At 71.1% G+C, this 14,803-nt stretch carries 15 protein-coding genes and 1 pseudogene; 8 read left to right on the top strand and 8 right to left on the bottom strand.

All coding sequences use genetic code 11. From position 1 onward, the window contains the following. Positions 1 to 35: 35 nt before the first annotated feature. A complete protein-coding gene (locus tag LE548_RS19920; RefSeq protein ID WP_225098244.1) occupies positions 36 to 1,376 on the top strand; it encodes a transcriptional regulator in 1,341 nt (446 codons plus the stop codon). A gap of 76 nt (positions 1,377 to 1,452) precedes the next feature. Next, entirely contained in the window at positions 1,453 to 1,980 is a 528-nt protein-coding gene (locus tag LE548_RS19915; protein ID WP_225098243.1) for an NUDIX hydrolase, read from the top strand. On the opposite strand, the gene LE548_RS19910 is transcribed toward LE548_RS19915, so the two are convergent. Further along, positions 1,977 to 2,234, bottom strand: a complete 258-nt coding sequence (locus LE548_RS19910; protein ID WP_225098242.1) for a hypothetical protein — start codon at positions 2,232 to 2,234, stop codon at positions 1,977 to 1,979. The two genes, LE548_RS19915 and LE548_RS19910, sit on opposite strands and share 4 nt — an antisense overlap. Positions 2,235 to 2,427: 193 nt before the next feature. Beyond that, positions 2,428 to 3,303, bottom strand: coding sequence for a 3-hydroxybutyryl-CoA dehydrogenase (locus LE548_RS19905; protein ID WP_225098241.1), 876 nt, complete (start codon positions 3,301 to 3,303; stop codon positions 2,428 to 2,430). A 169-nt stretch (positions 3,304 to 3,472) separates the two neighbouring features. On the opposite strand from LE548_RS19905, the gene LE548_RS19900 reads away from it, so the two are divergent. Further along, positions 3,473 to 4,732: a glycoside hydrolase family 10 protein gene (locus LE548_RS19900; protein WP_225098240.1), complete on the top strand. Its 1,260-nt coding sequence runs from the start codon at positions 3,473 to 3,475 to the stop codon at positions 4,730 to 4,732. 182 nt (positions 4,733 to 4,914) lie between these two features. On the opposite strand, the gene LE548_RS19895 is transcribed toward LE548_RS19900, so the two are convergent. Together LE548_RS19895 and LE548_RS19890 are read right to left on the bottom strand one after the other, a co-directional pair. Further along, complete coding sequence (locus tag LE548_RS19895) at positions 4,915 to 5,112, bottom strand: DUF1918 domain-containing protein (RefSeq protein WP_225098239.1); 198 nt, start codon at positions 5,110 to 5,112, stop codon at positions 4,915 to 4,917. A 20-nt stretch (positions 5,113 to 5,132) separates the two neighbouring features. Next, the gene (locus LE548_RS19890; protein ID WP_225098238.1) at positions 5,133 to 6,044 is read right to left on the bottom strand and encodes a DMT family transporter; all 912 of its coding nucleotides are present in this window, start codon (positions 6,042 to 6,044) and stop codon (positions 5,133 to 5,135) included. Here LE548_RS19890 and LE548_RS19885 point away from each other — a divergent pair. Continuing rightward, a complete protein-coding gene (locus tag LE548_RS19885) occupies positions 6,043 to 7,476 on the top strand; it encodes a PLP-dependent aminotransferase family protein (RefSeq protein ID WP_225098237.1) in 1,434 nt (477 codons plus the stop codon). The genes LE548_RS19890 and LE548_RS19885 overlap by 2 nt on opposite strands. Here the strand turns inward: LE548_RS19885 and LE548_RS19880 are convergent. After that, a pseudogene (locus tag LE548_RS19880) lies at positions 7,473 to 8,086 on the bottom strand (DUF6461 domain-containing protein). The gene LE548_RS19885 and the pseudogene LE548_RS19880 overlap by 4 nt on opposite strands. Positions 8,087 to 8,135: 49 nt before the next feature. Here LE548_RS19880 and LE548_RS19875 point away from each other — a divergent pair. Then, positions 8,136 to 8,573, top strand: coding sequence for a GNAT family N-acetyltransferase (locus LE548_RS19875; protein WP_225098236.1), 438 nt, complete (start codon positions 8,136 to 8,138; stop codon positions 8,571 to 8,573). Positions 8,574 to 8,661: 88 nt separating this feature from the next. Further along, positions 8,662 to 9,255: a histidine phosphatase family protein gene (locus LE548_RS19870; protein ID WP_225098235.1), complete on the top strand. Its 594-nt coding sequence runs from the start codon at positions 8,662 to 8,664 to the stop codon at positions 9,253 to 9,255. Here the strand turns inward: LE548_RS19870 and LE548_RS19865 are convergent. After that, the gene (locus LE548_RS19865) at positions 9,237 to 9,689 is read right to left on the bottom strand and encodes a DUF6314 family protein (RefSeq protein WP_225098234.1); all 453 of its coding nucleotides are present in this window, start codon (positions 9,687 to 9,689) and stop codon (positions 9,237 to 9,239) included. The genes LE548_RS19870 and LE548_RS19865 overlap by 19 nt on opposite strands. Positions 9,690 to 9,827: 138 nt before the next feature. Between LE548_RS19865 and LE548_RS19860 the strand changes: the two genes are divergently transcribed. Next, positions 9,828 to 12,314, top strand: a complete 2,487-nt coding sequence (locus LE548_RS19860; RefSeq protein WP_225098233.1) for an alpha-L-arabinofuranosidase C-terminal domain-containing protein — start codon at positions 9,828 to 9,830, stop codon at positions 12,312 to 12,314. 14 nt (positions 12,315 to 12,328) lie between these two features. On the opposite strand, the gene LE548_RS19855 is transcribed toward LE548_RS19860, so the two are convergent. Beyond that, positions 12,329 to 12,775, bottom strand: a complete 447-nt coding sequence (locus LE548_RS19855; protein ID WP_225098232.1) for a carboxymuconolactone decarboxylase family protein — start codon at positions 12,773 to 12,775, stop codon at positions 12,329 to 12,331. A gap of 44 nt (positions 12,776 to 12,819) precedes the next feature. Continuing rightward, entirely contained in the window at positions 12,820 to 14,052 is a 1,233-nt protein-coding gene (locus LE548_RS19850; RefSeq protein WP_225098231.1) for a cysteine desulfurase, read from the bottom strand. A gap of 89 nt (positions 14,053 to 14,141) precedes the next feature. On the opposite strand from LE548_RS19850, the gene LE548_RS19845 reads away from it, so the two are divergent. Continuing rightward, entirely contained in the window at positions 14,142 to 14,744 is a 603-nt protein-coding gene (locus LE548_RS19845) for an ABATE domain-containing protein (protein WP_225098230.1), read from the top strand. Positions 14,745 to 14,803: the final 59 nt, after the last annotated feature.

The following is a 14,803-nucleotide window of genomic DNA, read 5'->3' as shown; positions in this document are numbered from 1 at the left end:
ACGCTGACCGCACCAGGCCACTCGGGGGGCATTCCATGCAGCCCAACACTCTGCTCGACGCGATCCTGGACGAGGCGGGCATCTCGCACGCCGGTCTCGCCGCCCATGTCAACCAGGCCGGCCGGAGACGCGGTCTCGCCCTCCGGTACGAACACACCGCCGTGGCACGGTGGTTGAAGGGCCAGCGGCCACGCGGTCAGGTGCCCGACCTGATCTGTGAGGTGCTCGCCAACCGCCTCCATCGTCCTGTCACGCTCGACGACATCGGTCTCGGCGTACCCGGCGAGCCGAGCACCGCGCACGCCGGGTCGCTGTCGGGCTTCGTGGAGCGGGCCACCGCCCTGTGGCGCTCGGACGAACAGCAGCGGCCGCATGTGCTGGGCGCCCCCGCCGTCACCGGGACCCCGGCGGTCATGCCGGTGTGGGAGTGGGAGAACCCGCCCGAGGACGTGGACGTGTCACGCGGCGGCCGGCACCGGGTGACCACGGCCGACATCGAGATGCTGCGCGCCGCGCGGGCGCACTACGAGCAGATGTACCGCAAGGCCGGCGGTATCGCGACCCGCACCCGGATCGTCGGCTTCCTCAACGCCGAGGCGGCGCCGCTGCTGCGGGGCGGCTACACCGATGCGACCGGGCGTCAACTGCACCGGGCGACCGGCGGGTTGGTCGCCGTCGCCGGTATCTGCGCCTATGACTCCGACGCGCACGGACTCGCGCAGCGCTACTTCCACCAGGCGCTCAGGCTCGCAAAGGCCAGTGGGGACCGGGGACTCGGCGCCTATGTGATAGCGCTGCTGGTCAACCAGTCGCTGTTCATGCGGGAGTACCGGCAGGCCGTCGCCTTCGCGGAGGCCGCGCTGCGGGCCGCCGGCCGGCACATCACGCCGGCGCTCGCCTCCGACCTGTACGCGATGCAGGCCAAGGCGTACGCCCATCTCGGCGACGCCGGCAGCGCGCTGGCGTGCATCCGGCGCGCGGAGACGGCCGCCGAGCGGATCCGGCGCGGCTACGAGCCCGACGAGACCGGCTATGTGCAGCCGGGCCTGGTCAATGTGCAGGTGGCCGAGGCGCTGCTCAGCCTCGGTGAGATCGCCGCCGCCGGGGAGCACGCGGCGGCGGCCGTCGACAACCCCGCCCACGACCGGGGGCGGGTGCACCGGCTCGCCATGCTCTGCACGATCGAACTGCGCCAGGGACAGGCCGACAAGGCGGTGGCGACCGCCGTGCAGATGGCCGAGCAGGCCCGCGGAATGGAGTCCCAGCGGCTGCGCGACAGACTCCGCGCGGTACGCGAGCACCTGGTGAGTTGCGGCTCGGCCGGTACCGCCGAGGCCGCGGAACTCATCGACGGGGCACTGCGCGTACCGCTGTAGGCCCGGTGCAGGCCCTCTGTGGGTACTCCGTCCCTGCTGCGATATTGCCACTTACTCGGCGGAAGGTGGCAGAACCGTGCAGTGGACGAAACAGAACGAACAAACTGTGTACGCAAATCGCTGGTTCAGCGTCAATCTCGCTGATGTCGAGCTGCCGGACGGCCGGCATCTGGACCACTTCCTGATCCGGCTGCGGCCCGTGGCCGCGGCCACGGTCGTCAACGAGGCGGGCGAGGTGCTGCTGCTGTGGCGGCACCGCTTCATCACCGACAGCTGGGGCTGGGAACTGCCCGCGGGTGTCGTCGAGGACGGCGAGGACATCGCCGTGGCGGCCGCCCGGGAACTGGAGGAGGAGACCGGCTGGCGGCCGGGGCCCCTGCACCACCTCATGACCGTGGAGCCGTCCAACGGCCTCTCCGACGCCCGGCACCACATCTACTGGTCCGACCGGGGCGAGTACGTCGGACATCCCGTGGACGACTTCGAGTCGGACCGGCGGGAATGGGTACCGCTCAAACTCGTGCCGGATCTGATCGCCCGTGGGGAGGTCCCGGCCGCCAACATGGCGGCCGCGTTACTGCTGTTGCACCACCTCAGGCCCTAGCGGGCCAGTGCCTGCCAGACCGTCACGACGAGGGCTCCGAGGGCTGTGAGGGCGGCGAGCGAGGGCAGTGGCCAGCGCGCGTGTTCCAGGGAGATCATCCGGGAGTTCAGCTCGTCCACTTCCTTGGCGGTCTCCTTGGCGCGGTGGCTGAGCAGAGCCAGACCTCCCTCGACCCGGGCGTAGGCGACGTCGAGGCGGCGACGTAACTCTGCGAGTTCCTCCTGGACCACGGAATGATCGGAATCGGTGGTCACGTTTTCATTCCTCTCTGTGGCCGAATGTGGTCCTCCACATCCGTTGCATGGGCATGAAGAGTCAACTCGCCTGGTGGGCGCACGGGGAGCGTGTGCGACGGGCATATGCGTGCCCGGCGCGCACACGGGGAGTGAAACAGATGGGCCCGGCACCGAGTTCCGGTGCCGGGCCCGCAGGTGTCGCAGACAGTAATCAGCCGTACGTGTAGAACCCCGACCCGGTCTTCCGGCCCAGCCGGCCCGCCTCGACCATGCGCTGGAGCAGCGGGGGAGCGGCGTACAGGGGCTCCTTGTACTCGGCGTACATGCTGTTCGCGATGGAGACGATGGTGTCCAGGCCGATCAGGTCGGACAGCTTCAGCGGGCCCATCGGGTGGGCGCAGCCCATCTCCATGCCGTTGTCGATGTCCTCGCGGCTGGCGATGCCCGACTCGAACATCCGGATCGCGGAGAGCAGGTAGGGCACGAGCAGCGCGTTGACCACGAAGCCGGAGCGGTCCTGGGCACGGATGGCGTGCTTGCCGAGCACCTTCTCGGCGAAGAGCTGGGCGCGGCTGAGGGTGCCCTCGGAGGTGGTCAGCGCCGGGATCAGCTCGACCAGCTGCTGCACCGGGGCCGGGTTGAAGAAGTGGATGCCGACGACGTGGTCCGGGCGGGAGGTGGCGACCGCCAGCTTCACCAGCGGGATCGAGGAGGTGTTGGAGGCGAGGATCGCGTCCGGGCGGGTCACCACCTGGTCGAGCACCTGGAAGATCTCCGTCTTCACCGGCTCGCTCTCCACCACGGCCTCGATCACCAGGTCGCGGTCGGCGAACTCGCCGAGGTCCGTGGTGAAGCTGAGCCGCGCCTGCGTGGCGTCCCGCTCCTCCTCGGTGATCTTGCCGCGCTGGGCGGCCTTGGCCAGGGAGTTGTACAGCCGAGTGCGGCCGATCTCCAGGGCCTCGCCGGTGGTCTCGGCGACCTTCACGTCCAGTCCGGCGCGGGCGCACACCTCGGCGATGCCCGCACCCATCTGGCCGCAGCCCACGACTCCGACGCGCGCAATGTCTCCCGCTGGGATGCCCGTCACATCGACCCCTTCGCTGATCTACGGCATTCGCAGGACCTCCGGGTTTCGGCGCCTGCTCCGATCGTGCACGTTACCGCCAAGTATCGATGATCGATCGCGCGGGGAGGGGCATCCTGGAGCGCGGAACGATCCGTCACGGAGCGGATCCGGAGCGTATGGGGGTGTACGGATGGGGCACTTGGCACGGCGGGCCTTCACGCTGGCGGCGCTGTCGTCCCTGGTCACGGCGCCCGGCGCGAGGGCCGTACCGCGTGCCGAGCCGGAGCCGGAGCCGGAGGGGCCCGGTCACCGGTCCGGGCCGGGCGCCGAGATGCGGGGGGTGTGGCTCGCCACGGTCGCGGGCCGGGACTGGCCGTCACAGCCCGGCCTGCCGGCCGCCGACCAGCGCGCGGAGCTGATCGTCCATCTCGACAAGGCGGTCCGGGACCGGCTGAACACGGTGTTGTTCCAGGTACGGCCCACCGCCGACGCCCTGTGGCCGTCCCCGTACGAGCCCTGGTCCGAGTACCTCACCGGCACCCAGGGCAAGGACCCGGGCTGGGACCCGCTGGGCACCGCCGTGCGCGAGGCCCACGCCCGGGGCCTGGAGCTGCACGCCTGGTTCAACCCGTACCGGATCGCGAACCACACCGACCCCGGCCGGCTGGCCCCCTCGCACCCGGCCCGCAAGCACCCCGACTGGGTGGTGCCGTACGGCGGCAGGCTCTACTACAACCCCGGCCTGCCCGAGGTCCGCGCCTTCGTCCAGCGGGCCATGCTCGACGCGGTCGCGCGGTACCCGGTCGACGCCGTCCACTTCGACGACTACTTCTACCCCTACCCGGTCGCCGGGCAGACCTTCGACGACGATGACGCCTACGACCGCTACGGCGGCGCCTTCGGCAGCCGGGCCGACTGGCGGCGGGACAACATCAACAGGCTCGTCGAGGAGATGGCCGACGGCATCAGGCGGACCCGGCCCGGCACCCGGTTCGGGATCAGCCCCTTCGGGGTATGGCGCAACGCCTCGACCGACCCGCGCGGCTCGGACACCCAGGCGGGTGCGCAGACCTACGACGACCTGTACGCGGACACCCGGCGCTGGGTCCGCGAGCACTGGATCGACTACGTCGTCCCGCAGATCTACTGGCACATCGGCTTCGCCGCCGCCGACTACGCGAAGCTGGCCGACTGGTGGGCCTCGGTCGCGCAGGGCACCGGGACACACCTGTACATCGGCGAAGCCCTGTACAAGGCGGGGGCCGCCGGGCAGCCGGCAGCCTGGCAGGACCCCGTCGAGCTGTCCCGGCACCTCACGCTCGCCGCGCGGTACCCGCAGGTGCGCGGGCACGTCTTCTTCGCGGCCAAGGACGTGGCGGCCGATCCGATCGGTGCGATGGCACGCGTGGTCGCTGATCACTACGAGCGACCGGCGAAGCCACCGCGGTGAGCCAGTAGTGGGGGTACCCCCCTCTGGGGGAGCGTGCAGGGCGTCGCGACGGGGCGAACGTTGCCTGTTGCGGCACACCGGCCGAAAGCCCAAGTACGTCCAGTACGAGGGCTTCCGGCCCGCACGCCGAGAGCACGCACCGGACGCCGCTCCTTGACGGGCAAACGTTGCCTGCCGCGGCACTAGCGCTGTCGTTCTTCCTTGTGCTTGACCTGGCAGTCGGGTCCGGGGGACAGGATCGCCTGGTGTCCGTCCTGGAACTGGACGCGGTAGGGCGGGTTGCCCTCGGGACCGAGTACTTCGACCACTTCTGATTCCTGGTCGTGCTGACCGACCACCCTGCCGTGCTGAATCAGGTGGTCGCCCTTGGATGCGCGCATCTCGCAGGCCCTCCTCACGATCACGACCGCTGTGTGACGGCGATGCACACGAGGACGGCGACGGCAGTCAGGGGAGCGGCCGCCGTGAGGTGCTCGCCCAGCAGCAGCGCCGACCACACCAGTGTGAGCAGCGGCTGAGCCAACTGCAACTGGCTGGCCCGAGGGATGCCGATGGCCGCCATCCCTCGGTACCAGACGACCAGGCCGAGGAACTGCGAGCCCAGCGCCACCCACAGCAGACCGGCGATCCCGTGCCAGGTGAGCTGGACGGGCTCGGAGGACAGCGCCACCGCGGCGGCCGGGACGGTCAGCGGCGTGCACAGCACCAGCGCCCAGCCGATGACCTGCCAGCCCGGCATCACCCGGGCCAGCCGGCCGCCCTCGGTGTATCCGGCGGCGCACACCAGAAGGGCCGCGAAGAGGTAGCCGTCGGCGGCCGTCAGTGCGCCGCCGCTCTGGGTGAGGGTGAAGGCGACCACGGCCGCGGCCCCGGCGAGCGCGGCCAGCCAGAACCGGCGCGTGGGGCGGCTGCCCATGCGCACGGCCGACAGCACCGCGGTGGTCAGCGGCAGGAGCCCCACCACGACGGCGGCGTGCGCGGTGGTGGAGGTCTGCAGGGCGAGCGTGGTCAGCATCGGGAAGCCCAGCACCACGCCGGCCGCCACGACCGCGAGCCCCGGCAGATGCCGTCGCTCCGGCAGCGGGACCTTCAGAGCGAGCAGACAGCCGCCCGCGACCAGCGCCGCGAGGACGCAGCGCGCGGCCACCAGCGACCACGGTCCGAACCCCTCCAGTCCCCAGGCGGTGGCCGGGAACGTCAGGGAGAAGGAGGCGACGCCGAGGAAGGCGAGGGCCGTACCGAGGTCACGCCGCTCGCGCGGGACGGTGACCGCTATCGAGCTCGGGGCAGTAGCGCTACTCTGTGTCGTCATGTACGAGCGTAGCAGTGTGAGTGAACTGGCGGAACGGCTCCGACGGGATCTGGACCGCTACTCTCCCGGTGGAAAGCTCCCGTCGAGCCGCGCTTTGGTCGAGCGGTTCCGGGTGAGCCCGGTGACCGTCTCGCGGGCGCTGGCCCAGCTGGCCGCCGAGGGGCTGGTGGTCACCCGGCCCGGCGCCGGTGCCTTCCGCGCCCGGCCGCGGGCCACGGAGCCGCCGGCCGGGGACACCTCCTGGCAGGAGGTCGCACTGAGCGCCGACGGCGCCGCCGAGCTCGTACCGCGCACGGTGGACGCCTCCGGAGTCACGGTCTCGCTGGCCACCCCGCCGCCCGGGGTGCTGGAGTTCAGCGGCGGCTATCTGCATCCCTCCCTCCAGCCCGAGCGGGCCATGGCGGCCGCCCTGGCCCGGGCCGGACGGCGGCCCGGCGCCTGGGGCAGGCCGCCGCTGGAGGGGCTGCCCGAGCTGCGCGAGTGGTTCGCGCGGGGGATCGGCGGTGCCGTCACGGCGGCCGAGGTGCTGATCGCGGCCGGCGGGCAGTCCGCCCTGGCCACCGCCCTGCGCGCGCTCGCCCCGCCCGGCGCCCCCGTGCTCGTGGAGTCACCGACCTACCCCGGCATGCTGGCCCTCGCCCGCGCGGCCGGGCTGCGCCCGGTGCCGGTGCCCGTGGACCCCGACGGCGTACGGCCCGGCCTGCTCGCCGACGCCTTCCGGGCCAGCGGCGCCCGGGTGTTCGTCTGCCAGCCCCTGTTCCAGAACCCGACCGGCGCCGTCCTCGCCCCGGACCGGCGGGCCGAGGTGCTGCGCATCGCCCGCGAGGCCGGCGCGTTCGTCGTCGAGGACGACTTCGTCCGGCGCCTCGTGCACGCCGACTCCGGCCCCCTGCCCCGCCCGCTGGCCGCCGACGACCCCGACGGCGTCGTCGTGCACGTGGGCTCGCTGACCAAGGCGACCTCGCCCAGCTTCCGGGTGAGCGCCCTGGCCGCGCACGGGCCGGTGCTGGAACGGCTGCGCGCCATCCAGGTCGTGGACAGCTTCTTCGTGCCCCGGCCGCTGCAGGAGGCGGCCCTGGAACTGGTCGGCTCCCCGGCCTGGCCCCGCCATCTGCGGGCGCTCTCGGCCGAGTTGAAGGAGCGGCGCGACGCCATGACGGCCGGGCTCGCCCGGCACCTGCCCGAACTCGCCCTGCCCCACGTCCCGTCCGGCGGCTACCACCTCTGGGTGCGCCTGCCCGACGGCACCGACGACGCGGCCCTCACCGCCGCCGCCCTGCGCGCGGGCGTCGCCATCACCCCCGGCCGTCCCTACTTCAGCGCCGAACCTCCCGCGGCCCACCTGCGGTTGAGCTTCGCGGCGGTCGCCGGGACCGGGGAGATCGCGGAGGGCGTACGGCGGCTGCGGGCGGCGTGCGAGGAGGTGTTCTAGGGAAGGGTCACCAGGCCGCAGGTGATCTCCAGCTCCTCGAACAGCTCCGGGGTCAGCCGCACCCCGGTGATCCGCTCGGCGAGCGCGAAGGCGGCCTCGGTGTGCCCGGCGAAGTCCCGCTCCTCGTCGGAACGCAGGTTGAAGCCGGCCTCCCGCATCTCGGTGAGGCAGGCGTCAGGGTCGCTGCCATGGCGCTGAGCGGGGAACAGCGGCTCGAAGCCGAGACGTATCACGCCGTCCTGCGACCAGGAGAAACCGTCCACCGCGTTGACGTTCCGGAAGTGGGAGACCACCGTACGGCCCCGGCAGACGGGATCCATCAGTTCCGAGCGGTTGCCGACGTACCCGTTGTACTCGACCATCAGCGTCCAGTCGCCGACGGCCGCGACGCCGACGAGCAGTTTCTCGTCCTCGTACTCGTCCCAGGCGTCGTACGACGGCTCGGCCAGCTCCGCCACCCCGGTCACCCGCCCTCGGGTTCCGCCCGAAGCTCCCGCAGCAGCTGATCGGGCGTGATGTTCTCCACCAGTGTGAGGCAGTAGGCCTCCAGGAGGCCTTGGTACCGCTCCTTGAGCCAGCCGTAGTCGGCGGCGGTCGTGATCCCGTTCATGGGGAAAAAGGATGCCAGGTGGCACGGACACTTCTGCGATCATCGGCCGATGAGCGATACGCCCGAACTCCCCGACGGCTACGAGTTCTCCGCCGACACCGCCCGCGTCGACGTCGACCGCGTCCACACCTGGCTGTCGACCGACGCCTACTGGGCGATCGGCCGGCCGCGCGAGAAGCATGAGCGGGCGATGGCGTCCTCGCTGAACTTCGGGGTGTACGAGCGGGCCTCGGGGGCGCAGGTGGCGTACGCGCGCGTGGTCACCGACGAGGCGCTGTTCGCGTGGCTCGCCGATGTGTACGTCGACCCGTCGGTGCGCGGCAAGGGCGTCGGCACGGCGTTCGTCGGCCGCATCCGCGACCACCTGAAGCCGTACGGCCTGCGCCGCATCCTGCTCGCCACGCACGACGCGCACGGGGTGTACGAGAAGGCCGGCTTCCAGCCGCTGGAGCGTCCCGAGCAGTGGATGATCCACCTCTTCCCGTGAAGAACTTTCGGGTGAGCGCCCACATATCCGCCGTAACTCGCAGGTAACACCCCTTGACCTGTGCTCTCCCTCGGCTCACCATCACCGCATGCCACTGAGGGTGACGTTCGTCGCCGCCGCGCGCAGCACCCCGCTGCTCGCGGAGCGGTTCGAGGACGACCGGCCGCTGGACCAGGGCGGCTGGGACGCGGTGCAGCGTGCGGCCGGTGAGCTGCTGCCGCTGGCCGCCGCCGAGCTGCGCTACTGCTCGCCGACCCCGCGCAGCCGGGCCACCGGCGACGCCCTGGGGTACGCCCCGCTGGTCCAGCTCGCCCTGCGTGACTGCGACATGGGCCGCTGGCGCGGGCTGACCCTGGGCGAGGCGATGGCCCGTGAGCCGGACGCGGTGGACGCCTGGCTCGCCGATCCGTGCGGCACTCCGCACGGTGGCGAGTCCCTGCTGGCCTTCATCTCCCGGGTGGGCGGCTGGCTGGACACCCGGCCGGTCGGGGACGGCGGCCGGATCGTCGCCGTCGCCGAGCCCGCCGTGGTCCGCGCGGCTCTGGTCTACGCGCTGAAGGCGCCGCCGGCGAGCTACTGGAACATCGACGTGCGCCCGCTGTCCACGACCACCGTCACCGGCCGCGCGGGCCGCTGGAACCTCCGCTTCGACGGCGTCCCCGCTCAGCCCTCGCGCACATAGTCGGTGGTCAGCAGCAGATCCTTCGCCGGGCCGCCGACCCCCCACACGGTGCGCCAGTGGTCGGCGTCCCGCACGGTGAACACGCCGCGGTAGAAGTCGGCCGCGCACGGATGGCCGGCGACGTACCACCCCGTGCTCAGGTCCAGCTCGTGGAAGGGCCGCCCGTCGGCGAACCGCACGTCCGCCGTGCCCGGCACGGCCCCGGGCAGGAATCGCAGCGTTCGTGTCGCGGGCCGGGTCACGCCCTGCCAGGTGAAGTCCCCGGACTCCTCGTGCAGCAGGCCGCCGTCGTCCAGCGCGCTGAAGACGGTCACTCCCGTGAAGTGCCCTTCGTCGCCGCTCGCCCGATCCCGCACGCTCCGCTCGACGCGCCAGCGCCCGGCCAGGTACGCCAGCACATCGGCGACGGGCCAGTACCGCGGCTGCACATCCATGGGTCGAGCTTACGGGTCACCGCGTTCGCCCCATTGACGTGCTCACATCCCTCCTCTTACCGTGCGTTCGGAGTGCTGACCAATGTCTGATATTTCGAACAATCTGTTGTCCGGACACCTCAGAGCCGCGGAGTATCCATGTCACGCACCGCCCGCTGGAGACTCGGTCTGGGAGCGAGCGCCGTTCTGCTCGCCGCGACCGGTCTTCCCGCCGTCCCCGCCCATGCCGACGCGAGCGTCACCGACTACTCGATCAGCGTCGACCCCAAGGCGAAGGGGCCCGCGATCGGCAAGACCATGTACGGCGTCTTCTTCGAGGACATCAACCGGGCCGCCGACGGCGGTCTGTACGCCGAACTGGTCCAGAACCGGTCCTTCGAGTACTCCGCCGACGACAACACGTCGTACACCCCGCTGACCGCCTGGACGGTCTCGGGCACCGCGCAGGTCGTGAACGACTCCGGCCGCCTCAACGACCGCAACCGCAACTACCTCTCCCTGGGCGCCGGTTCGTCGGTCACCAACTCCGGCTACAACACCGGTGTCGCGGTCCAGGACGGCAAGACGTACGACTTCTCGGTGTGGGCCCGTGCTGACGCCGGCACCACACTCACCGTCAGCCTCCAGGACGCGGGAGGCGCCCTCGCGGCCGCCCGGCAGATCCAGGTGAAGAAGAGCGGCTGGGCCCGGTACAAGGCGACCTTCACCGCGTCCCGCACCAGCAACGACGGCCGCCTCGCCGTGGCCTCCAGTGCGGCGGCCGCCCTCGACATGGTGTCGTTGTTCCCCCGCGACACCTACAAGCACGAGCCCAACGGCCTGCGCAAGGACCTCGCCGAGAAGGTCGCCGCCCTGCACCCCGGCTTCGTCCGCTTCCCCGGCGGCTGCCTGGTCAACACCGGCTCCATGCAGGACTACAGCGAGGCCTCCGGCTGGCAGCGCAAGCGCGCCTACCAGTGGAAGGACACCATCGGCCCGGTCGAGACCCGCGCCACCAACGCCAACTTCTGGGGCTACAACCAGAGTTACGGCCTCGGCTACTACGAGTACTTCCGCTTCGCCGAGGACATCGGCGCCATGCCGCTGCCCGTCGTACCGGCCCTGGTGACCGGCTGCGGCCAGAACAAGGCCACGAACGACGACGCCCTGCTCAAGCGGCACATCCAGGACACCCTCGATCTGATCGAGTTCGCCAACGGTCCGGCGACCTCGACATGGGGCAAGGTGCGTGCCCGGATGGGCCACCCCAAGCCCTTCCACCTCACCCACATCGAGGTCGGCAACGAAGAGCCCCTGCCGACCGAGTTCTTCGCCCACTTCCAGCAGTTCCGCGCGGCCATCCAGGCGAAGTACCCGTACATGACCGTGATCTCCAACAACGGCCCCGACGCCGGCGGCACGATCTTCGACACCGCCTGGAAGCTCAACCGGGACGCCAAGGTCGACATGGCCGACGAGCACTACTACAAGAGCCCGCAGTGGTTCCTGCAGAACAACGACCGCTACGACTCCTACGACCGCAGCGGTCCGAAGGTCTTCCTCGGCGAGTACGCCTCCCAGGGCAACGCCTTCAAGAACGGCCTCGCCGAGGCGGCGTACATGACCGGCCTGGAGCGCAACGCCGACGTCGTCAAACTCGCCTCCTACGCCCCGCTGTTCGCCAACGAGGACTATGTGCAGTGGCGCCCGGACCTGGTGTGGTTCAACAACCACGCCTCCTGGGGCTCGGCCAACTACGAGGTCCAGAAGCTGTTCATGAACAACGCCGGTGACCGGGTGGTGCCGAGCACGGCCACCACCACGCCGAACGTGAGCGGCCCCATCACCGGCGCGGTCGGCCTGTCCACCTGGAACACCAGCGCCGCCTACGACGACGTGAGGGTCACCGCCGCCGACGGCTCGACGCTGCTCAGCGACGACTTCTCCGGCGACGCCTCGAAGTGGACCCACACCGGCACCGGCAGCTGGAGCATCCAGGACGGGCAGTACGTCCAGACCGACACCGCCGCCCAGAACACCATGGTCTCCGCCGGCGACCCGGCCTGGCACGACTACGACCTGCATGTGAAGGCCACCAAGAAGGCCGGCCAGGAGGGCTTCCTCGTCGCCTTCGGCGTCAAGGACACCGGCACCTACTACTGGTGGAACATCGGCGGCTGGAACAACACCCAGACCGCGGTCGAGCAGGCCGTGGACGGCGGCAAGTCCACGCTGTTCTCCAAGCCGGGCTCGGTCGAGACCGGCCGCGCCTACGACGTCGACATCAAGGTGCGCGGCCGCCAGGTCACTCTCCTGCTCGACGGGCAGCAGTGGGGCAGCTTCACCGACGACAAGCCGGCCGAGCCGTTCCGCCAGGTCGTGACGCGGGACGCGAAGACCGGTGAGCTGATCGTCAAGGTGGTCAACGACCAGTCCTCGGCGGCCCGTACGGCGATCGACCTCGGCGGTCTGAAGGTCGCCTCCAAGGCGAAGGTGACCACGCTGGCCGCCGCACCGGACGCGGTGAACAGCGAGACGGCCACGGCGGTCGCCCCGGTCACGTCCGTCGTCACGGGCGTCACCAACAGGTTCAGCTACACCTTCCCGGCGAACTCGGTCACCTTCCTGAGGATCAAGCAGAGGTGATCAAGCAGGGGTGATCAAGCAGGCGTAGCCGGCGTCTCCTGGGTGGGCTGCTGTCCGAGGGGCAGCAGCCCACGCTCGGCGAAGACCTTCTTCGCGGCGAAGGTGGCGTTCAGCGCCTTCGGTATGCCGCAGTACACGGCGGAGTGCAGCAGCGCCTCCGTGATCTGCTCCGCCGTGAGGCCCACGTTCAGGGCCGCGTTCACATGCACGTCCAGCTGGGCCTCGCAGCCGCCGAGCGCGGTGAGCATGCCCAGGGTGACCAGCTGCCGGTCGCGCGGGGCGAGTCCGGGCCGGTCGTAGATCTCCCCGAAGGCCCAGGTGACGATCTGGTGGCCCAGCTCGGGGCTGATGTCCGCGAGCGAGTCGACGACCCGCTGCCCGGCCTCACCGTCGACCTTCCGCAGGACCTCCAAGCCGTGGGCGAAGCGCTCTTCACGGGTGGTGCTCTGTCCGTTGCTCATGACCGCAACCGTAGGAGTTGGAGCACACTCCAATGCAAGTGTGATCAGACCTTGAAGTACCGCTGAGCCGCCCGCACACCCTCCACCAGGGCGTCCACCTCGGCCAGGGTGTTGTAGACGTAGAAGCTCGCCCGGGTCGTCGCCGGGATGCCGTAGCGCCGCACGATCGGGCGGGCACAGTGGTGGCCGACGCGGACGGCCACGCCCCGGTCGTCCAGCACCTGGCCGACGTCGTGCGGGTGGATGCCGTCGACCGTGAAGGAGACGGCCGAGCCCCGGTCGGCGAGGCCGGACGGGCCGACGATCCGGACGCCCGGGACCTCGGCGAGCAGGGCCAGGGCGCGGGCGGTGAGCGTGTCCTCGTACGCCGCCACCTCCGCCATGCCCAGGCGCTCCAGGTACTCCACCGCCGCCGCCAGACCCACCGCCTGGGAGGTCACCGGCACGCCCGCCTCGAAGCGCTGGGGCGGCGGCAGGAAGGTGCTGCGGTCCATCTCCACGATCTCGATCATCGAGCCGCCGGTGAGGAACGGCGGCAGATCCGCGAGCAGCTCCGCCCGGCCCCACAGCACACCGACGCCGTTCGGGCCGAGCATCTTGTGCCCGGAGAAGGCGAGGAAGTCCGCGCCCAGGTCCGTGACGTCGACAGGGCGGTGCGGCACCGACTGGGCGCCGTCCACGACCACCAGAGTGCCGAACGCATGGGCGCGGTCGGCCAGTTCGCGCACCGGGTTGAGCGTGCCGAGGACATTGGACTGGTGGGTGAGGGCGAGCACCTTGGTGCGCTCGTCCAGCAGTTCGTCGGCCCGGGACAGATCGAGCCGGCCCTCGTCGGTGAGGCCGAACCAGTCCAGCCGCGCCCCGGTCCGCTCGGCCAGCTGCTGCCAGGGGACGAGGTTCGCGTGGTGCTCCATCTCCGTCACCACGATCCGGTCGCCCGGACCGAGCCGGCCGGCGTTGCCCAGCGCGTAGGCGACGAGGTTGATGCCCTCGGTGGTGTTCCGGGTGAAGACCACCTCGTCGGCGGCGGCCCCGATGAACCGGGCGACCGTGGCCCGCGCCTGCTCGTAGCCTTCCGTGGCCTCGCCCGCGAGCTGGTGCGCCCCGCGGTGCACGGCCGCGTTGCGGGTCAGGTAGAAATCCCGCTCGGCGTCCAGGACCTGGAGGGGTTTCTGCGTGGTGGCACCGGAGTCCAGGTAGACGAGCGGCACGCCACCGTCCAGGGTCCGCTCCAGGATCGGGAAGTCCTTGCGCAGCGCGTCCACGTCGAAGGCCACGGCGGTCCACCTCTCATGTCTCACGGTTTTTTCAGAAGTTCTCCGTGAGGCACGCTAAGCCCTCCTCATGGAGAATCGCAAGGATTACCATGAGAACCGTGGATCATGAGGCCCCCGTCTACCTGCACCAGCTCCCGGTCCCCGGCGAGGACCGCTACGTCGCGCTGGCGCTCGTCAACACCCGGTTCACCGTCAGCCACGGCCGAGTCGACCTGCTCGACGACACCGAGGCCGCCCATCTGTGGCTCGTCCGGCACGAGCTGCTGCCCGACCGGGTCGATCTCAACGGCAGGCAGTCCGGCCGGCTGCGCAGTCTCCGCGAGGCGCTGCGCGGCCTGTTCGAGGCCCGCGCCGCCGGAACACCTCCCGCCGCCGACGCCCTCGACACCCTGAACACCGCCCTCGCGGCCGCCCCCGCCACCCCCCGGCTCGCCTGGACCGCCGACGGCCCCCGCCGCGCCGACGTCCCCGACACCGGCAATCCGGCCGCCGCCGCGCTCTCCCAGCTCGCCGAGGACGCCACCGACCTGCTCACCGGCGCCGACGCCGGCCAGCTCACCGAGTGCGCCGCCCAGGGCTGCGCCCGCTGGTTCCTGCGCTCCCACGGCGCCCGCCGCTGGTGCACCACCCAGTGCGGCAACCGGGTCCGGGCGGCCCGGGCCTACGCCGCCCGAAAGGGCTATTCACCCTGATCTCACCCGGCCGAAATCCGCCGTTTCCCCAAGGCCTCCAGAATTCACTGGATCTTCGC

It is taken from the genome of Streptomyces sp. CoH27 (genome assembly GCF_020181035.1).
Taxonomy (GTDB): Bacteria; Actinomycetota; Actinomycetes; order Streptomycetales; family Streptomycetaceae; genus Streptomyces; species Streptomyces camelliae.
The sequence above is the reverse complement of the archived record's forward strand: the minus strand, read 5'-3'. Positions and strand labels throughout refer to the sequence as shown.